The 22,729-nt window shown below is 45.9% G+C and carries 22 protein-coding genes; 10 read left to right on the top strand and 12 right to left on the bottom strand.

The window, feature by feature from the left end:
• Positions 1-31: 31 nt before the first annotated feature.
• From QUA53_RS20465 to QUA53_RS20475, 3 genes are all read right to left on the bottom strand, one after another.
• Entirely contained in the window at positions 32-211 is a 180-nt protein-coding gene (locus QUA53_RS20465) for a DUF5615 family PIN-like protein (RefSeq protein WP_445304973.1), read from the bottom strand.
• Between the two features lie 3 nt (positions 212-214).
• Entirely contained in the window at positions 215-556 is a 342-nt protein-coding gene (locus QUA53_RS20470; RefSeq protein WP_333099550.1) for a DUF433 domain-containing protein, read from the bottom strand.
• A 61-nt stretch (positions 557-617) separates the two neighbouring features.
• The gene (locus QUA53_RS20475) at positions 618-1,940 is read right to left on the bottom strand and encodes a dihydroorotase (RefSeq protein WP_333099549.1); all 1,323 of its coding nucleotides are present in this window, start codon (positions 1,938-1,940) and stop codon (positions 618-620) included.
• 89 nt (positions 1,941-2,029) lie between these two features.
• Between QUA53_RS20475 and lepB the strand changes: the two genes are divergently transcribed.
• Positions 2,030-2,638: a signal peptidase I gene (gene lepB / locus QUA53_RS20480; RefSeq protein ID WP_015174642.1), complete on the top strand. Its 609-nt coding sequence runs from the start codon at positions 2,030-2,032 to the stop codon at positions 2,636-2,638.
• A 107-nt stretch (positions 2,639-2,745) separates the two neighbouring features.
• Here lepB and QUA53_RS20485 read toward each other — a convergent pair whose 3' ends face one another.
• Together QUA53_RS20485 and QUA53_RS20490 are read right to left on the bottom strand one after the other, a co-directional pair.
• Positions 2,746-4,269, bottom strand: a complete 1,524-nt coding sequence (locus QUA53_RS20485) for a peptide ligase PGM1-related protein (protein WP_333099547.1) — start codon at positions 4,267-4,269, stop codon at positions 2,746-2,748.
• A gap of 364 nt (positions 4,270-4,633) precedes the next feature.
• The gene (locus tag QUA53_RS20490) at positions 4,634-6,250 is read right to left on the bottom strand and encodes a glycosyltransferase family 39 protein (RefSeq protein ID WP_333099545.1); all 1,617 of its coding nucleotides are present in this window, start codon (positions 6,248-6,250) and stop codon (positions 4,634-4,636) included.
• A 317-nt stretch (positions 6,251-6,567) separates the two neighbouring features.
• Here QUA53_RS20490 and recA point away from each other — a divergent pair, with 317 nt between their 5' ends.
• A complete protein-coding gene (gene recA, locus QUA53_RS20495; protein ID WP_333099543.1) occupies positions 6,568-7,707 on the top strand; it encodes a recombinase RecA in 1,140 nt (379 codons plus the stop codon).
• A gap of 174 nt (positions 7,708-7,881) precedes the next feature.
• On the opposite strand, the gene QUA53_RS20500 is transcribed toward recA, so the two are convergent.
• A complete protein-coding gene (locus tag QUA53_RS20500) occupies positions 7,882-8,319 on the bottom strand; it encodes a hypothetical protein (RefSeq protein WP_333099541.1) in 438 nt (145 codons plus the stop codon).
• 300 nt (positions 8,320-8,619) lie between these two features.
• Here QUA53_RS20500 and QUA53_RS20505 point away from each other — a divergent pair, with 300 nt between their 5' ends.
• Positions 8,620-10,104 carry a NarK family nitrate/nitrite MFS transporter gene (locus QUA53_RS20505; RefSeq protein ID WP_333099539.1) on the top strand — a complete coding sequence of 495 codons (1,485 nt, stop codon included), beginning with the start codon at positions 8,620-8,622 and terminating at the stop codon, positions 10,102-10,104.
• Between the two features lie 123 nt (positions 10,105-10,227).
• On the opposite strand, the gene QUA53_RS20510 is transcribed toward QUA53_RS20505, so the two are convergent.
• Positions 10,228-10,947, bottom strand: coding sequence for a hypothetical protein (locus QUA53_RS20510; protein ID WP_333099537.1), 720 nt, complete (start codon positions 10,945-10,947; stop codon positions 10,228-10,230).
• Positions 10,948-11,517: 570 nt separating this feature from the next.
• Here QUA53_RS20510 and QUA53_RS20515 point away from each other — a divergent pair.
• Positions 11,518-11,991, top strand: coding sequence for a Coq4 family protein (locus QUA53_RS20515; RefSeq protein ID WP_333099535.1), 474 nt, complete (start codon positions 11,518-11,520; stop codon positions 11,989-11,991).
• 29 nt (positions 11,992-12,020) lie between these two features.
• Positions 12,021-12,245 carry a helix-turn-helix transcriptional regulator gene (locus tag QUA53_RS20520; RefSeq protein WP_333036912.1) on the top strand — a complete coding sequence of 75 codons (225 nt, stop codon included), beginning with the start codon at positions 12,021-12,023 and terminating at the stop codon, positions 12,243-12,245.
• A gap of 148 nt (positions 12,246-12,393) precedes the next feature.
• On the opposite strand, the gene QUA53_RS20525 is transcribed toward QUA53_RS20520, so the two are convergent.
• The 3 genes from QUA53_RS20525 to QUA53_RS20535 form a co-directional block, all read right to left on the bottom strand.
• Positions 12,394-13,290 carry an alpha/beta hydrolase gene (locus QUA53_RS20525; RefSeq protein ID WP_333099533.1) on the bottom strand — a complete coding sequence of 299 codons (897 nt, stop codon included), beginning with the start codon at positions 13,288-13,290 and terminating at the stop codon, positions 12,394-12,396.
• Between the two features lie 217 nt (positions 13,291-13,507).
• Entirely contained in the window at positions 13,508-14,950 is a 1,443-nt protein-coding gene (gene dacB / locus QUA53_RS20530) for a D-alanyl-D-alanine carboxypeptidase/D-alanyl-D-alanine endopeptidase (protein WP_445304974.1), read from the bottom strand.
• 81 nt (positions 14,951-15,031) lie between these two features.
• Positions 15,032-15,358, bottom strand: coding sequence for a (2Fe-2S) ferredoxin domain-containing protein (locus QUA53_RS20535; RefSeq protein ID WP_333099530.1), 327 nt, complete (start codon positions 15,356-15,358; stop codon positions 15,032-15,034).
• 206 nt (positions 15,359-15,564) lie between these two features.
• Here QUA53_RS20535 and QUA53_RS20540 point away from each other — a divergent pair, with 206 nt between their 5' ends.
• The 4 genes from QUA53_RS20540 (at position 15,565) to QUA53_RS20555 (ending at position 19,002) form a co-directional block, all read left to right on the top strand.
• Positions 15,565-16,065, top strand: a complete 501-nt coding sequence (locus QUA53_RS20540; protein ID WP_333099528.1) for a CBS domain-containing protein — start codon at positions 15,565-15,567, stop codon at positions 16,063-16,065.
• Between the two features lie 145 nt (positions 16,066-16,210).
• On the top strand, positions 16,211-16,885 hold the full coding sequence (gene nblB, locus QUA53_RS20545; protein ID WP_333099526.1) for a phycobilisome degradation protein NblB: 675 nt from the start codon (positions 16,211-16,213) through the stop codon (positions 16,883-16,885).
• Between the two features lie 509 nt (positions 16,886-17,394).
• On the top strand, positions 17,395-18,666 hold the full coding sequence (locus tag QUA53_RS20550; protein WP_333099525.1) for a CAP domain-containing protein: 1,272 nt from the start codon (positions 17,395-17,397) through the stop codon (positions 18,664-18,666).
• 108 nt (positions 18,667-18,774) lie between these two features.
• Positions 18,775-19,002: a hypothetical protein gene (locus QUA53_RS20555; protein ID WP_333099524.1), complete on the top strand. Its 228-nt coding sequence runs from the start codon at positions 18,775-18,777 to the stop codon at positions 19,000-19,002.
• Here the strand turns inward: QUA53_RS20555 and QUA53_RS20560 are convergent.
• Complete coding sequence (locus QUA53_RS20560; protein ID WP_333249047.1) at positions 18,960-20,600, bottom strand: bifunctional diguanylate cyclase/phosphodiesterase; 1,641 nt, start codon at positions 20,598-20,600, stop codon at positions 18,960-18,962. The two genes, QUA53_RS20555 and QUA53_RS20560, sit on opposite strands and share 43 nt — an antisense overlap.
• Positions 20,601-21,041: 441 nt before the next feature.
• Between QUA53_RS20560 and QUA53_RS20565 the strand changes: the two genes are divergently transcribed.
• Positions 21,042-21,569, top strand: a complete 528-nt coding sequence (locus QUA53_RS20565; protein WP_333099521.1) for an adenylate kinase — start codon at positions 21,042-21,044, stop codon at positions 21,567-21,569.
• Between the two features lie 99 nt (positions 21,570-21,668).
• On the opposite strand, the gene murQ is transcribed toward QUA53_RS20565, so the two are convergent.
• The gene (murQ, locus tag QUA53_RS20570; RefSeq protein ID WP_333099554.1) at positions 21,669-22,583 is read right to left on the bottom strand and encodes an N-acetylmuramic acid 6-phosphate etherase; all 915 of its coding nucleotides are present in this window, start codon (positions 22,581-22,583) and stop codon (positions 21,669-21,671) included.
• Between the last annotated feature and the right edge of the window lie 146 nt (positions 22,584-22,729).

Genomic DNA, 22,729 nt, shown 5'->3' on the forward strand with positions numbered 1-22,729 from the left:
ATATGTTTTAGCCTATTATACCTTCTTTTGTCTACCCCCCTTGACAATTTGCACTTTTTCTTAACTTGTCACAAATGGCAAAGGCTAATACTTCGGGGTCATCATCTCCGGCATTTCCTGCCTCTTGAATAGTCAGGGCATCGTGACCGAAATTTCGCAGCAAAGCCCCAACAGGAAACGGGAACTGTTCATCTGCATAGAGACGTGCCATAAATTATACTTCCTGCATCATTGCTGCTGCTTCTTCTCGGAGTGCTGTTTCAATTTCTTCGGAGTTAGCCTCAGCATAAGTCCAGACATTTACTAAGTTTGCAGCATTCAACTGGGGATAAAATTGTAGAAGTTCAGCATCACTTGAACCTTGACAGCGCAAACTCACGAACAGCCAAACTGGAAGTCGAGTTTTGGCAATGCAAGCATCGCCGCCACACACGTCGGGAGTTTTGGTAATTCCTGGCCAGCTATTGTTTAAACTTTCGGTTAAAAGCCGGATGGCTTCAGCTTTCTCACTCGGAGTTAAGGCCAGGAGTTGTGTTTTTAGTTCTTCGAGGAGCATGGGTAATATTGCCTTTGCGATGCAGGAATACCCAATTCTAACACTTGAGTTAAATTCAAGCTTACTCAGCGTCAAATGTCAAGGCTTCTCCCCTCACATTTGTATCCAATTTACCCTTCTCAAAAACAACTTTTCCTCCAACAACAGTCACAACTGGCCACCCAGTCAAACTCCAACCTTCAAAAGGACTCCAGCCGCACTTGGTCACCATTTCTTCTCGCACCACAGGTCGATACTTCTCCAAATCTACTAATACCAAATCGGCATCAAAACCAGGAGAAATCGCCCCTTTGTTGGGAATCTTATAAGCCTTAGCAACTGCCGCCGACATCCAATTAGCAACTTGTGCCACTGTACATCTTCCCTCTACTGCTTGCGTCAGCATCAAAGGCAAAGAAGTTTCGACTCCCGGCATTCCAGACGGCGTATTCGGATAATCTTGAGCTTTTTCTGCTAATGTATGCGGCGCGTGGTCGGTGGCGATAAAATCAATTACGCCGTCGAGTAAAGCTTGCCAAAGTATTTCGTTATCGCGGGGTTCGCGCAAAGGCGGATTCATCTGAGCTAAACTGCCAATTTTTTGATAGGCGCTGGTATTTAACAACAAATGCTGTGGCGTAACTTCTGCTGTCACCCAAGTCGGTTTTTCCTGGCGCAACAACTCAGCTTCATCCCCCGTTGAAAGGTGCAGAATGTGCAGACGCCGCTGATATTTATTAGAAAGTTTTAATGCTAGCTGAGTTGCCAATAAAGCTGCTTGGTTGTCTTGAATTTGCGAGTGCACGGCAACATCGGAAATCCCGGCAAATTCCTGACGCCTCTGGTTGATTCTAGCTTGGTCTTCTGCGTGCACGGCAATTAGTCGATCGCCTGCAGCAAAAATCGCCTCTAAAGTTGCTTCTCCATCCACCAAAAGCTGCCCGTGCATCGAACCCATAAACACCTTAATTCCCGGAGTCGGATTTGCAGTCAACAAATCCGGCAAATTCTCAGGCGTTGCACCAATAAAAAAGCCGTAATTCACCAAACACTTCTCGGCAGCGCGACTTAGTTTATCATCTAAGGCAGCTTGGGTTGTGGTCAGAGGTCGGGTATTCGGCATTTCCAGAAACGATGTTACGCCGCCTTTAGCGCAAGCGCAGCTAGCGGTAAATAAGTCTTCCTTGTGTTCTAAACCAGGTTCCCGGAAGTGTACCTGGGGATCGATTACTCCGGGTAACAGAGTTAAGCCTTTGGCATCTATTTCTCGATCGCCAGATTCGACAATTTCTGCAGCAACCTTGACAATTTTGCGATCGCAGATTTGCACATCTCCTACCAAAAACTCACCATTGGGCAAAAGAATGCGAGCGCGACGGATTAACAAACTTGATTTGGGAGTCATAAGATACCATTAATTGAGTAAACAGCGTGCTAGCATGGAAGCATTATTAAGTTTATAATTCGTATCCAGCTCAGTCACTACAATACCCTATGACTCGTCTAGACAAGTCAGCCGACGAAAAACCTCCGCAAGACACCGAAAATCCTTGGATCGAAGGAATTAAGACGATCGGCTTAGCAGCATTTTTAGCCTTTGGTATCCGCACCCTGGTTGCCGAAGCACGCTACATTCCCACCGGCTCGATGCTCCCAACCTTACAAATTAACGATCGATTAATTATAGATAAGGTCAGCTATCGATTCCAAGACCCCCACCGAGGAGATATTATCGTATTTATGCCTCCCGACCCGGCTAGTTTGTGCACGGGACAGCCGCCACCGATCAAAGATGCCTATATCAAGCGAGTGATCGGACTTCCAGGGGACACTGTGGAAGTCAGAGAGGGAAAAGTTTTTATTAACAAGCAGCCGCTACAGGAAAAATATATTGAAGAAATTCCGCAGTATCCCTACGGGCCTGTAGTTGTAGCTCCAAATTCTTACTTGGTGCTCGGCGACAACCGCAACGCAAGCTGTGACAGTCATTATTGGGGCTTTGTACCCAAGCAAAATATCATCGGTAGGGCAATTGTGCGTTTTTGGCCACTCAACCGTACAGGTTCGATCGACCCCACGCCCCTTTATCCCGCTAAAAATTAGCTACAACCCTCAGTAGGGTGCGCTAGGCGCACCTTACTACTACAGATTAATGAAGGTCAAAATTTAAAACTTGCTTAACTTCCGATCGTGCTGCCATTCCAGCAGATTTAGTACGATGTTTCGCGATCGAGAACTTTCACCACTTTGTTATACATCTCCTCTGCCTCTTGCTGCGAATTGCCGATACTCGTCAATCCCAATTTGCCAAACTCCGACAAACAACCCATTAAATGAAACACACTGCCCGTCTCTGTACCGCTGTCAAAGTGCAGTTGATTGTCAGCAATAATATCCATCAAATCGTTGGGTAATAATCCCCGATAGCGCTCTTTTTTCAAATTGTCTGAAGCGACATAATATTTCGGACGGCCCTGCTGGCTGTAAAATAATCCGGTAGTACGATCGTACCGACCGTTTGTTAACAGCTTCAAAGCCATAAAAGGATGAGTTGTGCCTCCTTTTCGTAAGTTAATTTCTATTGCTTGAAGATCCCATTTCCCATCGGATTGCTTTACAGCGAGAAAATCCACTCCAAATCTCTCTAAAGCCCCTTTTTTAGCTAAGTTTTGCCCGACTTTCCATCCCAATTCTTGCAACGCCAGTCGGTAAGATTCGTCCGCCGGAAATCGGCAACCCAAGAAAATTTGGCCGTCTGGGCCTCCTAAAATCTGGTCGTGAGTGGAGAGGATTTCTACTTCGCCACTGGGAATAATTCTGCCTTGAACACTGGGCGAGAACTTTTGTTCTCCTTCGATAAATGCTTCGGCAATTGCCCCTAATTCTGGAATGCGGCTGCTAAAATTTTCCCAGGTTTCGCCTGTGGATTGAAAGCGCAAATTATGGAAGCAATTCCCAATTGCCTTCGCTCTTTCTTGAGGCGCTTTACTTGTCAGGGAACGCAAATCTAGAAGTGCATTTCCTTCTCCCGAAAAACCTTCATTTAACTTAATTACCATCCGCTGCAAATCCGGCTGCCGTTCCCACAATTGAGCGGCAGCTTCTGCTAAATCTTCCGCATTCCAAACCAACTCGGAACCGTCAGGATAAGGCACGCCACATTCTTGGAAAATTTGCCTGCTGCCGCTTTTTGTTCCCCAATATAACAGATCGGGATCGCTGGCCCACAAAGGAATCCCCAATTTCACAGATAACTCGCGTTCTAAGGGCGTCGAGTTATAACAAACCATATAAGATTTTGTCGGCCGTACTGCTTGACGAATGCGCTCCATCAAGCGGGGGCGCTCTAAAATTTTCTGGGTGAGGGATTTGGCAGAAGCATCGTAAGCACTGAACAGCAAAAGCCGATCGCGCGCGTGAGAAAATGGAATTCCCGGCAGCAATTGCAGGTAATAATCCACAATCATCGGGTGCAAGGGCTCCGAGGTAATGTAAATTAAGCGCGTGCGGGGATTTCGCAGGCGAATCAATGAAAATAAATGTCGCTCTTCGTAGTGGTAAGCACCCTCAATTTTTCGCATTTCTTGCTGATCTAAGCTGACAGAAGGAATGATAATAATGTCACAATCTCCGCTGTCGAATTCTTCTATCGCTCGCCAACGTTCGCGTAATTCTGTCTGAAGATTGCGAAACTTCTGCGCCGATTCGGAAGGTGAATTATTTAACTCTTGCATTGCGTTTTATCCTAAGTATTCAAATAATTATTGCTGATGATGTCGGGTGTGTCAGCCCCAATAGTTGAGATAACTCACACAGTTTTTTTTCTAACGCACCTTACCGGGAATATTGACAAAAATGCCCAAATAGTGATTTAAGGTGCGTCAGTCGAAATATTTGAGGCAACTCAAACAGTTTTTTCTGACCCCGCCCAAAAACCTATACCGGACCATCTACTCCTGTCGTGAATATCTAAAAATTTTAGACCAAAGTTTAATCTCCCAGATTCATCTGTGGAATAAATCTAAAATCTAAAATCTAAAATCTAAAATCGACTGACGCACCCTACCGGGGACGATATTCGATTTCTGTCAATCTGTTCTAAGAAGCTCGCCGCGCTCGAAAAAGTCTGGCATACTGCAAAATTGGCTCTAAGCGGCGTTGATTTTGCTTGAGTGCCGATCGCAATTTTTCCGAAGGGCGGAACACAAAGGGAGCTGAATATTTGTTCAGCATCTCCATATCTGGCGACTGGCTCAGCAGCATCAGCCTCACGTCTTTGTCAAGCAAATAACTCAGAGAAAGCAAATCTCCCATGTTCGTAAAATCGTTGCCGCGATCGCTAATTACAATTGTATCTTTAATCGACCGATTAGCTATCGCCTCTTTGTTAATAATTTTCGCAACTTCAGCATTAAAATAGCTCAAGTCTTTGCTCCACCAAGTATCAGAAAAAGCGCTGACCGTACAAGAGGCTACACTTGCTGTAAATACCAAGGCTAAAATGACTTGCCAAAACCGCTGCTGAGTTTTCAGGTAACTGGCGAGCAAGTAAGCAACTGCTAGCTGCACTCCGGGAAAGCAGGAAATCAGATAGCGGCTGACGGCGGAACGTTTGCCACCTATGATTAGATCCGGTAATGCCAGTATCAAAAAAGGTATAAAAATTGATGTTAAAATAAACAGCCAAGTTGAACTGCTAGCCTGGCGACAGATTTTGTAAAGGGCTGCCGCAATTAACAGCAAAAATGGCAATCTCAGCAGATAAGTCAAGATATTATCAAACCCGAAGTCGAAGTCAAAAAATAAGGCTGTAAAGCTGAGTGTCCACAATTTAACAAGATACAGCCAACCCGGAGATACTCGCGTCCAATCTGTCGTAGAGGAGGCACGTTCCAGGTTTGTCGCCAGCACGTAAATCCAGGGGATATACAATATTAAAGCTGCTGTTACTGCTAAGAAAAATTGGGAATTAGTTACGTGACCTGGCAATTTTGTTCTTTTGACAAACAACCAGTAAGAAATTATAAAAACTCCGTGTCCGATGAGTGTTAAACTGAAGAAAGGGTGAGTGTAGAAACCAAAGGCGATCGCCAGCGAGTAAAATACCCAATCTTGCCAACCCCGCAACCGCACTGCTCTCAGCAGCAGCCAACTGCTGCCAATAACTGTCGCTGTCAGCAAACTGTACTGCCTTGCTGTCTGAGCAAACAATATGTCAAAGGGAGATAAAGCCAAAAGTGCTGTTGCTAATAACGCAGCCAAATTCGAGGCGAAAAGTTCCTGAGCTAAAGCGTACATCAAAGGCAACGACAGCAAACTCAATAGTGCTGGCAAACTGCGAGATGCTGTTAGAGAACTGCCAAATTGCTGCATCCACCAACGAGCCATGAGAAAGTATAAAGGCGGATGCTGCGGGTCTTCTAGTGCTAAAGAACGAATTGTGTCTGCTTCTGTACTTCCGGGTTTAATCCTCTGATATTTTTGCAATTCTGGTGCAGGAACAATCCGGTTTTGGAATAGTTCGTCGTCGATTTCTTGGCGTGTGAAACCAGCGGCGCGGATTGATGTGTAAGCTTCGTCGTGCCAGTACAGTTTGCGATCGATCTCAAAAAACCGAAATCCGATACCAAGTAAAATGCCGATCGCCAATAAGTTCATCAGCCAGCGGGAATTTTTGGTATTAACAGATGTGTCTTGATGTGTTGTAGATCCCATGCTTGTCCTAATTGTGGCGATTCCCTCCGGGATAGCTACGCTTCACGGAATTTGGAACTGTAGACCATCGTAAACCGCACTCCCAGAGCGATCGATACCCCGTACAGACCCCAACAGACGATCATTCTACCCTCTGCCGGATGCCGAATACCTCTACATCAGTGCCTTGTGAAAGCTGGCTCAGGCTCAACCACCTCGAAAATCAAGAATCTTCAACCAGATCCTTCCAGAACCTCCAGACCCCAAAAATAACTGCTAACATACGTGTTGTACAGTTAATCAACAAGCTCCGCAAGGGGTCTACCCGCATACCGCAAATGGCAAAAAAAGAAACGTCTATAAAAACTTCCACTGAAAACTCAGAAAAGCAAAAAGCCTTAACTTCCGTACTCTCCCAAATCGAGCGCAGCTTTGGCAAAGGAGCGATCGTCCGATTGGGAGACTCCACTCGCATGAGGGTAGAAACCATTCCCACCGGAGCCCTGACACTGGACATTGCTTTGGGCGGCGGTTTGCCAAAAGGCCGAGTCATTGAAATTTACGGCCCGGAAAGTTCCGGTAAAACCACTCTAGCCCTCCACGCGATCGCCGAAGTCCAAAAATCCGGCGGTATCGCAGCCTTCGTCGATGCCGAACACGCCCTCGATCCCACCTACGCCTCAGCTTTAGGCGTCGATATTGAAAATCTATTAGTTTCCCAGCCGGATACCGGCGAAATGGGCCTAGAAATTGTCGATCAACTCGTGCGTTCCGTCGCCGTCGATATCGTAGTAATTGACTCCGTAGCCGCCCTCGTCCCCCGCGCCGAAATCGAAGGCGACATGGGCGACTCTCACATGGGTTTGCAAGCGCGCTTGATGAGCCAAGCTTTGCGGAAAATCACCGGCAATATCGGCAAATCCGGCTGTACCGTCATCTTCCTCAACCAATTGCGGCAGAAAATCGGCGTAACTTACGGCAACCCCGAAACCACAACCGGCGGTAACGCCCTTAAATTCTACGCCAGCGTGCGGCTCGACATCCGCCGGATTCAAACCTTGAAAAAAGGCACAGAAGAGTACGGCAACCGCACGAAAGTTAAAGTTGCTAAAAATAAAGTTGCTCCGCCTTTCCGCATTGCCGAATTTGACATTGTATTTGGCAAAGGCATTTCTACTTTAGGCTGTCTGACTGACTTGGCCGACGAAATGGGAGTAATTATCAAAAAAGGTTCTTGGTATAGCTATAACGGCGAGAACATAGCTCAAGGACGAGACAAAGTGATCCAACACATGGAGAAAAATGCCGACTTCAAAAATGAAATTGAGCAGCTAGTTAAAAAGAAACTTGAGACTGGTGCTGTGGTTTCTGCTAATTCTGTTGCCCCTGTTGACAATGAGGATGAGGATGCAGAAGATCTAGACAATGTAGAAGATCTAGACAATGTAGAAGATGTAGATGATTTGGAAGAAATCTAAATCTTTTAGTCAATAAATCCGATAGCTGTTAGAACCCCGACTTTTTAAAGAAGTCGGGGCTCTGTTTATTCTGTTTTTTTAAGATGTAGGGGTAAAGCATTTGAGAGAATACAAATAACCCCGACTTCTTCGATGAAGCCGGGGTTCTAAAATAAGAGTATTTCACCACGTTGTTTAATGTTGAGGAGTTTGGTGAAAGGAAATCTCTAAAACTTCTATCTGTTGGTTGAGAGCAGCAGAGCGCTTCTGAGCATATTTGTCGTGCAGAAAAATAGTTAAGCCTACACCCACTGGCAACACAAAATAGATAAATCCCAGCAACATCTGAGCAATTTCTTCTTGCGCTGCTGCATCGATTTGAGGCACAGCATTAGGTTGACTTGTCGTGCTGTTGACTGGCTGCTGATTGGATTGCTCGATCGCCTGTGCTTTTACTTGCGGTTGAGCTTCCTGGGCGATCGCCCCAGAAGCAGTTCCCAAGCATCCAGCCACTGCTACACATACTGTCAGGAAACTAAAAAGTCTTGATTTAACCTTTAATCCGTTGTTCATAGCACTGATTGAGTGGCGAGATCCTTGCTGGGTTTCTGTTTCGGTTAAGCGTACAAGCATTTTTACTTACCTGTTATTAAAATAAATTTAATTTCTGTATTCAAATATACTGTTTTTTTTATTTTAATACAATAAGTATTTATTACTAAAATTGTGTTTAAATGCAATATCTGCATAAATTCCATGCGCCAATAGGGGTTTTGCTCACAAACAGTAACTTTATATACAATTTTTCCTCTGGACATCCACTTGAATTGGAACGCAACATTAAAGCGCGATCGTAAATAAACCGTTACCCCAAACAGTTAGAAAGTCAACTCGAAATTAATAATCTGTATTATTTATTAGGACAAGTTATATATGCTTCAAGGGCTATTATCGTTCAGAGGGCCTTTTCGGATTCTGAACCTGAGTTGGTTTGCTTTTTTCTTAACATTTGTAGTGTGGTTCAACTACGCACCCTTCAGCACAACGGTGCAGCACGATTTGGGATTGACAGTTGGGCAAGCCAGAATCATCAGTCTGTGTAACCTAGCTTTCGCAATTCCTGCACGTATTATTATCGGGATGTTGCTCGATCGCTTCGGACCTCGCATCACCTTCTCTTCACTCCTGGTGTATGCAGCATTTCCGACTTTGGCATTCGCCTTTGCCCAGAACTTCAATCAATTAGTTTTGAGCCGTTTGGCAATGGGAATTGTCGGCGCTGGATTCGTAGTTGGCATTCGCTTAGTTGCCGAATGGTTTCCCCCAAAAGATATCGGCTTCGCTCAAGGTATCTACGGCGGCTGGGGCAACTTTGGCTCTTTTGCAGCAGAAGCAGCGTTACCCGCGATCGCGGCAGGAACAGCTTTTCTCTCAGTCGGACACACAAATTGGCGGCTGGCGATCGCCCTTACTGGAATTGCCACAGCAGTTTTCGGAGTCATTTTTTACTGCAACGTTCAAGACACTCCTCCCGGCAAAGTCTATCAGCGCCCGGCCCGCAACGGCGCAATGGAAGTCACCAGCGCCAAAAGCTTTTGGGCACTGTCGATGACTAATATTCCTCTATTTGGTGCCTTAGCTTTGATTGTGTGGCGCTTGCAGAAAGCAAATTTTCTGACTGCAAATGTGATGTACGCTATTTGGATTAGTTTGACAGCACTCTATTTAATTCAGGCTTACAAAGCCTGGGAAGTTAACCGAGAAGTTGTCACCGGTCAAAAACATTACCCACCTCAAGAACGCTATCAAATCAGTCAAGTATTCGTATTAGAACTAGCTTATGCAGTCAGCTTTGGTTCAGAGCTCGCTGTGGTTTCCATGTTACCAGAATTTTTTGAACACACCTTCAATCTAAATCATGCGATCGCCGGGCCTATAGCTGCTACCTATCCGCTGATGAACTTGGTCAGCCGTCCAGCGGGAGGCTTAATTTCTGATAAAATCGGCAGCCGCAAGTGGACGCTGACAGTCATGACGGGCGGAGTGGGATTGGGGTATTTAATTATGAGCCAAATTAGCGCCAACTGGCATTTAGCAATTGTAATTATCATGACCATGTTATGTGCCTTCTTTGTCTTCGCCGCAGCAGGTGCAACTTTTGGCATCGCGTCCTTAATTAAACGAGAAGTAACTGGTCAAATTGCCGGAAATATCGGTGCTTACGGCAGTGTCGGCTCTGTAATTTATGCGACTATTTATAGCTTTCTGCCCCAAACAGTGGCAGGCAACCGCAGCTTCTTTGAGCTACTCGGAATTGCTGCTGTAATTGTGTGCTTCCTTTGTGTTTTTATCCTAAAGGAACCAAAGGTTATTGAAAGCCAAGATTTGGCAGAAGAAGCTATGCTACTGGGCCACTAAATTGCAAATCACGTTTTAAGTAGAACAAGTTAAAAAAACAGAACACCCAGAAGCTTGACTTCTTTATTTAATTAAGAAGTCAGGCTTTGATATGAGCAGTAGTTTATTGATCGCTTTAGTCACTTACTGTGGCAAAGAAACTGGCTCGATGTACTGAGAATTAGCGCGCACATAACACCCTTGTCTTGTCAGCAACCAGGGTTGACCGTTCGCCATCGTAATAGCATTTGCTCCCCTGAGTTCAGCAGAAACTGTATCTCTATCCGCGCGGTAAACTTGTTGAATTGCTCCGTTTGCGGTCTTGCGGCAGTTGAGTTGTCCATCTCGCGAGGTGACTCGCCAAGCAGGCCAAGTTACAAAACCATTTGTTTGACTCGACCAAGTATTAGCATTGCTAGAAGTATAGTCGCCACTTGCATTAGGACGCGGTAAAGCTTCAACTAAATTTACTTTAAATGTCTGGCCCATAGAAGGACAATTTTCTCCTCCTTTCACCTTCCAAGTAACTTCGGCTCCCAATTGGTTGCTTCTTCCAACTTGACGCCTGACAATGGCAATATCTCCAGAACAAACAATTTTTCTGCCAGGGCCGGTCGCACTGTCTTTGAAAGTCCCATTGTAATAGTAAGAGCCGGCTGCTCCTTCAGAACGGGTAATTAGAATATTGCCCAAAAATTCCCGATTGCCTACTTTTGTCAAGTAAAAACCGCTGCGATTGTTTCCTTTTTCTGACAAGTTTAAAGTCGTTTTACCGTTAGGATTAACATAAGTGGTAGCGCTAGCAGCACCACACCAAATTAAGGAAATAACTCCTGCATAGAACCAAATATTCAGTCGTTTCATGGCAATACTTTTTATGAATTTATACAATTTATACTTTATTATAGCTAGCAGAAAAATACTTCACCAGTCGCTCAAATGAGTGACACTAATCTGAGCGACAGCGCACTCGTCTGACCCTGCGTGCGGACTATCCCCGGCATCAACTCTGCATAACTTCACCTTGCTTCAGATCCCTTCCGTTCTCTTCACTTGTCTGTACCTGCATCACTGGCCTTGCAAGCTTCAACTTCTGACTCATTGCAGGTTCCAATAATTAGCAGCAGAATAAATTTATATACGTAAGTAAAGGAGTTCAAATCACCTCTAGATACTGTGGATTTTACGGCTACTTCCGGGTGGGTCAAGTTGCCGCAAGTAACACTAGCCAGATTTGGGCAACTGGCAGATTTCACCTCTGAGCCTGTTTGTAAAGAAATGTAAAAGCTCCTGAAAGCCAATTACTGTGACAGAAAGTAAGCTTTCTAAGTTGAGTCGGTAAAAAAAGTCGTCTTGATTCAGCGCAAAAATGAACTTGACAAACACAAATTAATTTGCTCGAAACTTAAATCATTGTTGAAGGGATAATAAATTATGGCTGACGGTCAATTAGGAGTTATATTAAAGATGGCTCAAACAATTAATCCTCAAATTGAGAGCGATCGACACTTTGAAATAGACTTGGCAAAATTGCGCCAACTGCCAACAGGAACATTAGGGTGCGAAGTGGCGCGATTTCTAGACGAACAAGGCTTTGAGCCGATCGCATCGGGAGACTGGATTCAGCGAAACCACGACGTTTGGCACGTTCTGACTGGTCTTTCAGCTTCAACAGAAGATGAACTTGTACTTCAAGCGTTTACTCGCGCTCAAGTATTTCGTCCTTCTTGTGCGATTTTAGTGTTAGTTGGACTGATCGGTGGCAAATGCGCGATCGGACAAATTATCAAAGGCTTAAAACACGGAAAATTAGCCACTCGGTTAATTAATTGGGACGTTGCATCTGATTGGGAAACTCCTTTATCGGAAGTTCGAGAAAAACTCGGAATTCTACCCTTAATTGATTAGATTTTAACTCGTTACCTCATTGCAAAAGTATGCAAAGCAAAAGTTACAAACCGGAAATTAGCCTGAGTCCACGGGAAAGAGCGATCGCACAATTAGTAGCCCAAGGGCTGCCCAACAAATGTATTGCCAAAAATTTAAATATCAGTCACTGGACGGTTGCTACTTACGTGAGGCGGATTTTTATCAAACTCGGTGTTTGTTCCAGAACTGCGATGATTGCACTGCTGATCCAAGAAAATTTGCTCTGGGACTGATAAATAAGTAGCGTGCGTCAGCTAGCTGGAATTCTCTGGTAATCCAGAAACTCTAGGCACGACGCACCCTAAAAAAACCTATCCCTAGACAGATGAAAACCCGGTTTAGCTGTAAAACCGGGTTTTCATTTGCAATGTTTAAAACCTTCTATGCCAAAGCCACAGAACGAGAAGAATTTCTCAGAAAACTCAGCAATTCTCGATTCACCGTTTGCGGCGCTTCCTGCTGAATCCAGTGACCGCAGTGAGGAACTAATTTCAACTTAAACGGAGCAGTAATTAATCTGTCTAAACCTTCTACAAGTTTGTGGCTCAAAAACGCATCTTCTTCTCCCCAAAGCACCAAAGTAGGTACTGTCACAGGTTCTAATTTCTCCGCCAAATTCCAAAGCCTCTGCGGGTGAAACATCTGGCGGTAATAATTGATAGCGGCAGCTAATACTCCCGGCTTTTCTAAAGCAGTCTGATAAATCTTAGTTTCCTCAGCACTAAAAGATCCTTTGCGAACAGCTTGTCCTTGGAAAACATTGTGCACAAAATCTTTCAAGTTTTGCCGGATCAACCATTCCGGAATGCCGGGAACCTGAAACGCCAAAACGTACCAACTGCGGCGGATTTGATCTAAATTGCTCGCCATTTCCTGCACGAATCGCTGCGGGTGCGGAGCGTTTAAAATTGCCAAGCGGTTGAGTTGTTCGGGGAATTTTTGAGCTAAGTGCCACGCAATCGCCCCTCCCCAATCATGACCTACAACGTGAGCTTTTGTATAACCGAGGCTCGCAATCAAACCGCGAATATCCGCGCTCAGCGTATCTAAATCATAACCGCTTTCCGGCTTGTCGGAATCGTTGTAGCCCCGCAAATCCGGCACCACAACTTTAAAATGACGCGCTAAAGCAGGAATTTGATGGCGCCAAGAGTACCAAAACTCTGGAAACCCATGCAGGAGGAGAACGAGATCGCCTTCTCCTTGAGAAACGCAGTGCAGGCGGATGTTATTGGTTTCGACAAAAATGTGTTGCTGTTCGGAATCGAAAGAATTCATAGTTGGAAAGTTAGACTTATTTTCGGGAAGTACAGAACCCGCCGACTGGTAGCAGGCTAAAACGGCCCAATGCTGTTAATTTTTCTACTTTTATTGTAGCTGCTTTTCGATCCCCGTGGCTGCAATCTAATGAAACTTAAAACTTGTAGGGTTGTTGGGTGTCCGGTTTTTTAGGCGTAATTACTGAACGCACGTTTTTTACCTTAAATGTACTGTTTTAACAGCGGCGCAGGCGATTCAATAATAGCACAATTTCGTCCGTTGCCGATCGCATTTTTGCAGCCGATAGGTCCGATTGATTGACGATAATGCTAAATACCAACGGCTCGTAATTTGGAACTTCGATATACCCCGACAGTGCCGAAACTCCGCTCAAAGTTCCTGTTTTTGCTTGCAAAACTACGCGGTTTGGTGTATTATTAAAGCGATTTTTCAAAGTGCCGTTCTCGCCAGCGATCGGCAGTGACTGGCGGTAAATCGATGCGGCAGGTGAATTGGCCATAAATCTCAAAGTTTGCACCAAGGCTTCTGGGCTAATTAAATTGTGGCGGGAAAGTCCCGAACCGTCGGCTAATATGTAGCTGTTTGGATTTACTCCTAATTGAGTTAAAGACAGTTTTAACTCTTTCAAACCCATTTCACCTGTATCCTCTTGCTGCAGGGGCATCTTGTCTGTAACTTTTCCCAGCAATCTCAATAAAACTTCTGCATAAAGATTGTTGCTTTCCCGATTAGTTTCTCTCACCAATTGGGCCAGCGGCGGCGATTCAACGGTCGCTAATTCTTGATTTAAATTGCGAGAAGCTGATGCAACTAAAGTGTGTTTAACAGGAATTCCCTCAGCCGCCAGAACTTGCTGAAACTGCTGCAAAAAATTATTAGCGGGGTTGACAACTGCCACATAAGCTGATTCAGGTTCGCCACCAACTTTCAACTGTCCGCTCACTCGAATTATAGGTCGATCGAACTCCCTGCCAACATCAATAAACTCAGATTCGCTTTGGGCGACTGTTACTGAATTGTTCTGAAGTTGCCACTGATTTGCCAGCTTTGGTTCGGCAAAAGTAACTTTCAGAGGTTGCCCGATCGCCTGTGGGGACAAAAGAAGGTCGATCGCGTTTTGATTGAAAATTAAACTGTTAATCGGCGCTCCGTAACCTGCTTGGGCGTCTTCCCATTCCCAATTCGGATTGACTGCACTGCCTTGAAAATAGCTGTCATCGCCAATTAACTCGTTTACTTGGGTGATTCCTCGCTGCTTCAACTGCTGCGCCAAAGATTTCAACTGAGCCTCAGCAATGCTCGGATCTCCCCTGCCGGCAACGTACAAACTGCCATTTTCGCCGCTGTAAACCGATGTCTTAATCCGAAAATCTGCACCGAGTTTCTGCAAAGCAGCGGCTGTAGTTAGCAGCTTGGCATTTGATGCTGGAATAAAATATTTTTGGGCGTCGCGGCTGTAGAGAGTAGTAGTAGAAGATAGAGGTTGAATCAAAATGCCCCAGCGCGATCGGCTAAATTCGGGACGGTTGGCGATCGCATCTACTTGTGCCCCCAATTCCCCAGGACAAATATCCCCAGCAACCGCCGACATTTGAGCCGCAACCGCCGACGGACGCCCCAGCACCAGCACTAACAAACTAAGCGCAATTCCTTGGATTTTCAAAGTGGCAGTTCCTTAACAATAACTATTAAAATTAGATGCGCCAGAGCTTGGAAGTTTCACCGAATCAAGTCAATATTAATAATAATAACGCGCATGAATTCTCGGATTGAACAGCGCTTCTACAGGTTTTCCCTCTGTGAGGTGCTCTTCCACAATTAACGGTACATCACTCGGTTTAACTCGACAATACCAAATTTCGTCCGGGGTAACTCGTACAGTCGGGCCAGTGGTGCACTGTCCCTGACAGCTACAGGCCTCAACTTTCACCCCTGCAACTTGTTGAGCTTCAAAAGCAGCTAGCACTGCTGCTGAACCATTTTTCAGGCAAGATACATACTGGCAAACCAATACACAGCGCGCTTCTGGTTGGGAGTCTGGTTCTCGGGCTGGAGATTCTGGCATTGGTAAGGATTTATCCGCTCTTTAATATATCTTAACAATATTGTCAGGTCGATCGCCCGCTGGAGGGAGGCAAGTGGCAGAATTTTATAGTGCGATCGAAAAAAACAGCAAAATTCTGGCATTCAAACTTTTTCCTTCTTTACTACCTTCAAACCAATCCTTTCAGCAGAGCTGCCTTTCTTCAGTCTGTGTCACGCTTTCCCTATATGATCGATTTAGAGCAACAACTCAATCAACCGCTAATCATGCCAAAAACAGTAGCCGATGTAATGAGCCGCGAGCCGATTTTGGCGCGACCCGAAATGCCCTTGAACGAAGCGATTAAAATTTTAGCCGATCGACGCATTAGCGGTCTTCCCGTCGTAGATGAGAATGACTTGTTGGTAGGAGTCATCTCCGAAACCGACTTGATGTGGCGGGAAACCGGCGTAACTCCCCCCGCTTATATCATGGTGCTTGACAGCGTGATTTATTTGGAAAATCCATCTCGTTACGAGCGAGAACTCCACAAGGCTTTAGGACAAACAGTAGGAGAAGCGATGAGTAAAGAACCTGTTACCATCGGGCCCGATCAATCTGTCCAAGAAGCTGCCAAACTGATGCACGATCGCAGCATCCACCGATTGCCGGTGGTTGATACTGCCGGCAAAGTAATCGGCATCCTCACTAGGGGAGATATTATCCGATCGATGGCTGCCGAATCTTAAATTAACTGTTGCAGTTCCAGGACTGTATCAGAAAATGAGTCGTGAAGCGAAGCTATCCCGTAGGGAATCGCTCTTTCAATCTCCCTCGCTTTTGGCAATTACCAATTACCAAATCTAAAATCTAAAATCTAAAATCTAAAATCCGATGAGCATTACCCCTGAGTCTGTCGAACAATTGCTGAATTCCGAGGATTTTGGCGAAAGACTGCGAGCAGTCAACCAACTGCGGCAACTAGAACCCGCAATCGCCTATAAACTGATTCAAATTGCGATCGGCGATAAAAACGTCCGGGTTCGCTACGCAGCAGTCAGCCAGATATCAACCCTCGGTACGCAGAATCTGCCGAACGCTTTAGAGGTACTGCGAAACAGCCTGAACAACGACCCCGAACCCGACGTGCAAGCAGCAGCAGCCGATGCTTTGGGCGCATTGAAATTAACCGATGCTTTAGAAGATTTGCAGAAAGTTTATAGCAGTACCTCTGAATGGCTGGTGCAACTGAGCATCGTGGCGGCTTTGGGAGAAATGGGAGATCCGAAAGCCTTTCCGATGTTAGAAAATGCCCTGACTTCTGAAAACGAATTGATCCAAACCATTGCCATCAGCGCATTAGGTGAATTGGGAGATAAACGCGCGCTGCCGCTGCTGCTTCCCTACGCTTCCAATGCAGATTGGCAGATCCGTTACAGAGTAGCCCAAGCTCTTGGGCGGTTGGGCGGTACAGAAGCAGAGGAGGTTTTGGAAATTCTCGCCAAAGATGAGGTTGAACAAGTTGCTCAGGAGGCTAAAGCCGGACAAGAAAATAGTTTGAAATCTTGAGATTGCTTTGGCGATCGGGAAGAACTCTGCGCGGTTGTGAATTTTGAATTAATTTAGAATTTTTTGTGCGGATTCTAGTAACAACTTCGTTCGCGATCGCACACAGAATTCAGAAACCCGGTTTCTTCCTATATTGCTCGTTTTTGTCTGCAAAACTCGTAGAAACCGGGTTTCTAGCCAGCCAGCGGGCTGGGTGGAAGGTGCAAAGCTTACTAATCAGGAAAAATCTAAAATCTAAAATCTAAAATTGTATTGATGCCAATGGCGATCGCAAATTCCTTTGAAAATCTCCTTAAAGTCGATCGCACTCTTCCCGATACAAAGCAGAGTCTGCCTCTTGACATCCCCACTTTGACAAAAGCTATAATTAAAATAAAATAAATACAGTAGCGGCAGGGATTAACACAAGTATTGAATTGTACCCCACCAGCTAGCGATCGGGGAAACTATCGTTAAGACGGTAAGCCATCTACCAGCAAAACCAAGTCTTAAAACTCTCGATCATCCCCATGCTTGAACAACTACAAAATTCCGCTTCTCAATCCTCGGACATTTTAACAGGAGAGCGATCTGTCTCTCAAGTCGCACCAAATCCAATTAATCAAAACTTTATTTATAGAGTTTTAGAACTTACGAACTTAGAACGCAGTAAATTAGGTTTGTCCCCGCTAACCTTAAATACTCAGTTACTAAATGCGGCGGAAAATCACAGCCAGAATATGGCACTGCAAGACTTCTTTTCGCATACCGGGAAAGATGGTTCGTCATTAGGAAGTCGGATTTCTGCAACAGGCTATCAATTCTCAACGGCAGCAGAAAATATTGCTGCGGGTTATTCTACACCCGAACAAGTTGTATCATCTTGGATGAACAGCAGCGGCCACCGCGCTAACATTCTTAACCCCAATCTCAAAGAAATTGGCATCGGTTACTATTTCTTAGCCGACGATACTGGCACAGAAAATTGGAATCACTATTGGACGCAAGTTTTTGCGACTTCTCTTGACGGTAGTGTCAATCCCGCACCTACACCGACACCGACTCCCACACCAAACACTATATCTATTACTTCGCCAATACCCAATGCTAGAGGGGACGGCAGCCCGACGACAGCACCAAAAAATACAGCCAGCGACGGCAATTATTTCCTATCAGATAGTGCCGATAGTCAAATACCGACAAATGCTGCGGGATTGCCAATTTTTGCCCTTTCCGGCAAAGACAATTTCACCGGGGGAGAAGGTGCTGATAGCATTAATGGAATGCAGGGTGCGGATACAATTAATGGTGCAGGTGGCAATGACAGCTTATCGGGCGGTAAAGAATCCGATTCAATTGATGGCGGTGTTGGCAATGATTTTATCAGCGGCAATAACGATAACGATCGACTAATCGGATCTGACGGTAACAATACTATTCGCGGCGGCAAAGAAGATGATGTCTTGGTTGGCGGTAACAGCCACGATGTGTTGGCGGGCGATCGCGGTCAAGATATTCTGACCGGCGGTGCTGGAAATGATACGTTTATCCTAGCAGGAGGTTTGTCTGCGGCGGCTACTTTAATTAGTGCGGATGTAATTGTCGATTTTGGGGCTGGGGATAAAATTGGTTTGACCGACGGTATCGGGTTTGCAAACTTGACTTTTGAAGCTGTGAGTTTGCATTTGGATGGAGGGGCAAGCGTCGCTTCTACGGCGATTAAGTCGGGGAACAATTATTTGGGCATCGTGCAAGGTGTAAGTGAAAGTCAGCTTACATCTTCTGTTTTTGTCAACCCCTAAAAAACAGCATACCCTGATTCCCGACTTCTTGGAGAAGTCAGGAATCTAAAAACGAGAGCGCTTTACATTTAACTTTGAGAGTATAATCGGGTTGGCTGTTTTGAGAGATTGATTGTTATAAAGTCCTGGACGGAAAAACACGGCGGTACGATCGCCGTCAACTCAACCGCACGCATGGGTACTGAGTTTACGATCGCATTACCAGTAAAAGCCAACTTTCCGGTCAAGTCAGAGCTTTTTGCAAGCTTCCGTCATACCCTTCGGGTTGACGGCGAGTTCTTGACTGGTTCAGCTTATAAGTGGGTGGCAAGAGCGATAGATGCTGCATCAGACTGAAACGACTCGTTTAGCAGTTTGGTGATTGTATCAGCGTTAGCAGGGCGACTGAAGTAAAACCCTTGACCTTCATGGCAGCCTCGCGCTTGCAGGTAGTCACGCTGCTCCTTGGTTTCAATGCCTTCTGCGGTGATCGTTAACCGCAGACTTTTTGCCAGAGCAATGATGGCATCAGTAATGGTGGCGCTGTCCGGGTTAGACAGTATATCGTTGACAAAGGATCGATCGATCTTGAGCATATTAACCGGAAACCGTTGCAGGTAGTTGAGGGAAGAATAACCTGTGCCAAAGTCGTCTAGGGCGAGGGACACGCCAAGTTCTCGCAGTTGCGTTAAGATTTTGACCGATCGCTCAATGTCAGTCATCAAGGCAGTTTCAGTCACTTCCAGTTCTAAATACGCAGCTTCGAGTTCGGTCTGGGCCAAAATTTGGCGAACCATCTCAACCAGATTCGCCTGCTCAAATTGTCGAGCCGACAGATTCACCGAAATCCGCAGCGCTGGCAGCCCGGCCAGTTGCCAGCTACGGGTTTGAGCGCAAGCCGTTCGCAAGATCCATTCACCAATGGGCACGATCTCGCCATTGGCTTCGACGATCGGAATAAATTTTGCCGGAGAGACCAAACCCTCTGTAGAATGCTGCCAGCGAACCAGCGCCTCCGTTGCTGTCACCTGTCCGCTGTCGAGGTCGATCAGCGGTTGATAGTAAACCAGTAGTTCGTTACGCTCCAGCGCTCCGCGCAGGCTATTTTCTAGGATCAGTCGCTCCTGTAACTGAACGTTCATTTCGGGTGAATAAAACTGATAGTGACTCCGCCCTTGCTGGTTTGCCTGATGAAGTGCGAAGTGAGCTTGCTGAAGAAGTTGCTCTGCAGAATTGGTATTTTCTAAATGGTTCAATGTAATGCCAAGACTGGCGGTGAGGTGGATCGGTTGACCCTCTACAGAGAAAGGTTTTGCTAGCGTACTCAGCAGCAGTTGGGATAGCTTGACCACACTCTCCAGCGAGGGGAGTTCGCTGCGAGCGATCGCAAACTCACCATCGCCCAAACGCGCCAAGATATCTGACCGATCCATGCAGTTTACCACCCGTTGGGAAACGGCTCTAATTAGTAAGTCCCATATCCCCGGCTCCAACGCATGGCGCATTCCCGTGAAATCGTCGATCCCCAATACCAGCACTGCGACCAGGGGTGAGTGATTTTGAGATCGGGTTTGATTCAGGCGATCGCAGAATAAGTCACGATTTGGCAATCCCGTCAGTTCATCGTAGTGGGTAATGTAATGAATCAATTCATCTAGTTTGTAAAGCGTTTGTGAGGAATTTGCCATCAGCGTACCGACTTCATCAGTAAACTCTGTGGGTAAGTTCGGCAAAGTTCTTGTATCGAGGTAGTTTTGTAGAGCCTCCGAGGTTAAGATTACCGGAAGAAGGAGGTAGCGCAGCGTATAAAGGGTTGCTGCCGTACCCGCTAATGTCGCCAGCAGAGCAACCAGCAGAACCCCGACTGATGTCTCTACAGAGTAAGCGTTTGAGGTAAGAAACCAGACCATTAAGGTTAGCAAAGGAACGTGCGTGCCTAAAAATGCAACCACCATAATTTTGGCAGTGTAGCTTTTCTTCAGCCAGGGGAGATACGCCAAGAATGAGTATAGGTTAAGGTTATGTTTTGGTTGCATAGGACTCGGTTTGAAATTTCAAAGTGGGTAGAGTATCCAGCAGTCTGGTACTAGGTGCGTTAGCTTCAGAAACAGCTTTTTTAACTAAGGAGCGATCGCCTTAGATTTGACCGATATTTTACAAATCGATCGACAATACCGAACCGCGACCGCTTGTGTGATAAAATATCCAAGCGATCGCCAAACAACAAATATATATACTGACCCTAATCGCCTTTCTCAAGAACGTCAATGATCCGGGCCAAAAATTACCCAAATAGAGTTTTTTGAAAGCTATAAATTAGAGCGACCTTCAGCTTTTAGTCTGCTACTGATAACTAATGAATAATGACTAATAACTAAATTACTAAAAGGGTAACTATGAAAAAAGTAGCGGTGTTTGGCAACGCTGGAGGTGGTAAATCAACTCTCAGCAAGAGATTATCGGAAATCACTGGTTTGCCACTTTACGTCTTAGATAAGATTCAATATCAATCTGGGGGCGCTGAGGTTCCCAATGAAGAATATAAGCATACCCATGAGAAAATTTTGGCTGCTGACCGATGGATTATTGACGGGTTTGGTTGTATGGAAACCGTCTGGCTTCGACTCAACGAGGCGGATAGTCTGGTTTTTGTCGACCTGCCATTATACGTGCATTTCTGGTGGGTGACTAAACGGCTGATTACAGGTAAGTTTATACCGCCAGAAGGCTGGCCGCAAAACAGTCCGATATTGAAGAGTTCAATTAATAGTTACCGTGCTCTTTGGTTGTGTCACAAGTATTTGACTCCAAAATATCGCGAGTATGTCGATCGCGCTCAAAATACCAAAAGTGTTTATCACATCAGATCCACTGAAGAGATTTCACAATTTTTTGACTCGATCTTGCAAATGACTAATCACTAATGACTTGGGAATAGGGAATGGCGCATGGGGCATGGGGCACGATCGGCGAAAGGCATTGTGCTAACAAATCACCTCTCACTAATCACTAATGACTGATGACTATTGACGAATTGATGCCACAGCCGATCGCAAATTCCCTTGAAACTCGCCCAGAATTCGATCGCACTCTTCCTTTTCCAAATTAGTCCAGTGCATCATCAAAGCTAATTTAACCGACTTGCCGCTTTTTTCGAGCAAAAAACCCGCCTCCTCCCGGCTTAAATCAGTCAAATCCTGCAACATCCGCACAGCCCGATCGCGCAATTTCTTATTAGTCACGGCCACATCAACCATCCGATTGCCGTAAACCTTCCCCAGCTTCACCATTACCCCAGTCGAAATGATATTTAAAGCCATTTTTGTGACTGTACCGGCTTTCAAGCGCGTCGAACCCGCCACTACCTCCGGGCCAACCAACAACCGAATATCAACATCAGCCTCAAAATTCACTTGTTCGGCGGGTACGCAGGCCATAAACACAGTCTTCGCCCCCCGCTGGCGCGCCGCCTGCAAAGCGCCCGCGACAAAGGGCGTCGTACCTCCAGCCGTAATCCCGACAACCACATCTAAGTGGGTAATTTGACGGTGGGCGATCGCCTCGACCCCATCCTCAGCCCGATCCTCCAAATCCTCCGAACTCCGCACCAAAGCCCCCGCACCCCCGGCAATTATGCCCTGTACGAGTTCGGGCGGCGTGCAGAAGGTGGGGGGACACTCGGCTGCATCCAGCACCCCCAAACGCCCGGAAGTACCCGCACCGACGTAAAACAGGCGGCCTCCTAGACGCAGAGACTCGGCTGCAATGTCGATCGCTTGGGCTAACTGTTTGCGGGCACGGGCGATCGCGCTTAAGGTTTGGGCGTCTTCCCGGTTGAACAAGTCCACTAATTCGATCGAACTGAGTTGGTCTAAATTCTCGCTGTTGACATTCACCTGTTCCGTCAGCAGATGGCCCCGTTCTTCCAAATTCTTCATAATTTTTTCTGCGTTATTGGTCATGGGTCATGGGTCATGGGTTATGGGTTATGGGTCATGGGTCATTGATTTAGAGAGAAACCGCAGATAAACGCAGATAAACGCAGATGTTTTTCAAGATTACAGAGCTATTTTTGCAATTAGAC

Origin of the sequence: Microcoleus sp. Pol12B3, assembly GCF_036701355.1 — a bacterium.
In the GTDB taxonomy this organism is placed as follows: Bacteria; Cyanobacteriota; Cyanobacteriia; order Cyanobacteriales; family Microcoleaceae; genus Microcoleus.

What these genes read in the sequence shown, in the direction of transcription:
- QUA53_RS20510 (WP_333099537.1), bottom strand. Translation starts at nt 10,947, where the DNA reads ATGAAACGACTGAATATTTGGTTCTATGCAGGAGTTATTTCCTTAATT.
- recA (WP_333099543.1), top strand. Translation starts at nt 6,568, where the DNA reads ATGGCAAAAAAAGAAACGTCTATAAAAACTTCCACTGAAAACTCAGAA.
- QUA53_RS20505 (WP_333099539.1), top strand. Translation starts at nt 8,620, where the DNA reads ATGCTTCAAGGGCTATTATCGTTCAGAGGGCCTTTTCGGATTCTGAAC.
- QUA53_RS20465 (WP_445304973.1), bottom strand. Translation starts at nt 211, where the DNA reads ATGGCACGTCTCTATGCAGATGAACAGTTCCCGTTTCCTGTTGGGGCT.
- QUA53_RS20475 (WP_333099549.1), bottom strand. Translation starts at nt 1,940, where the DNA reads ATGACTCCCAAATCAAGTTTGTTAATCCGTCGCGCTCGCATTCTTTTG.
- QUA53_RS20540 (WP_333099528.1), top strand. Translation starts at nt 15,565, where the DNA reads ATGATCGATTTAGAGCAACAACTCAATCAACCGCTAATCATGCCAAAA.
- QUA53_RS20565 (WP_333099521.1), top strand. Translation starts at nt 21,042, where the DNA reads ATGAAAAAAGTAGCGGTGTTTGGCAACGCTGGAGGTGGTAAATCAACT.
- QUA53_RS20525 (WP_333099533.1), bottom strand. Translation starts at nt 13,290, where the DNA reads ATGAATTCTTTCGATTCCGAACAGCAACACATTTTTGTCGAAACCAAT.
- QUA53_RS20520 (WP_333036912.1), top strand. Translation starts at nt 12,021, where the DNA reads ATGCAAAGCAAAAGTTACAAACCGGAAATTAGCCTGAGTCCACGGGAA.
- lepB (WP_015174642.1), top strand. Translation starts at nt 2,030, where the DNA reads ATGACTCGTCTAGACAAGTCAGCCGACGAAAAACCTCCGCAAGACACC.
- QUA53_RS20500 (WP_333099541.1), bottom strand. Translation starts at nt 8,319, where the DNA reads ATGCTTGTACGCTTAACCGAAACAGAAACCCAGCAAGGATCTCGCCAC.
- nblB (WP_333099526.1), top strand. Translation starts at nt 16,211, where the DNA reads ATGAGCATTACCCCTGAGTCTGTCGAACAATTGCTGAATTCCGAGGAT.
- QUA53_RS20560 (WP_333249047.1), bottom strand. Translation starts at nt 20,600, where the DNA reads ATGGTGGTTGCATTTTTAGGCACGCACGTTCCTTTGCTAACCTTAATG.
- murQ (WP_333099554.1), bottom strand. Translation starts at nt 22,583, where the DNA reads ATGAAGAATTTGGAAGAACGGGGCCATCTGCTGACGGAACAGGTGAAT.
- QUA53_RS20535 (WP_333099530.1), bottom strand. Translation starts at nt 15,358, where the DNA reads ATGCCAGAATCTCCAGCCCGAGAACCAGACTCCCAACCAGAAGCGCGC.
- QUA53_RS20515 (WP_333099535.1), top strand. Translation starts at nt 11,518, where the DNA reads ATGGCTGACGGTCAATTAGGAGTTATATTAAAGATGGCTCAAACAATT.
- QUA53_RS20470 (WP_333099550.1), bottom strand. Translation starts at nt 556, where the DNA reads ATGCTCCTCGAAGAACTAAAAACACAACTCCTGGCCTTAACTCCGAGT.
- QUA53_RS20490 (WP_333099545.1), bottom strand. Translation starts at nt 6,250, where the DNA reads ATGGGATCTACAACACATCAAGACACATCTGTTAATACCAAAAATTCC.
- QUA53_RS20485 (WP_333099547.1), bottom strand. Translation starts at nt 4,269, where the DNA reads ATGCAAGAGTTAAATAATTCACCTTCCGAATCGGCGCAGAAGTTTCGC.
- QUA53_RS20550 (WP_333099525.1), top strand. Translation starts at nt 17,395, where the DNA reads ATGCTTGAACAACTACAAAATTCCGCTTCTCAATCCTCGGACATTTTA.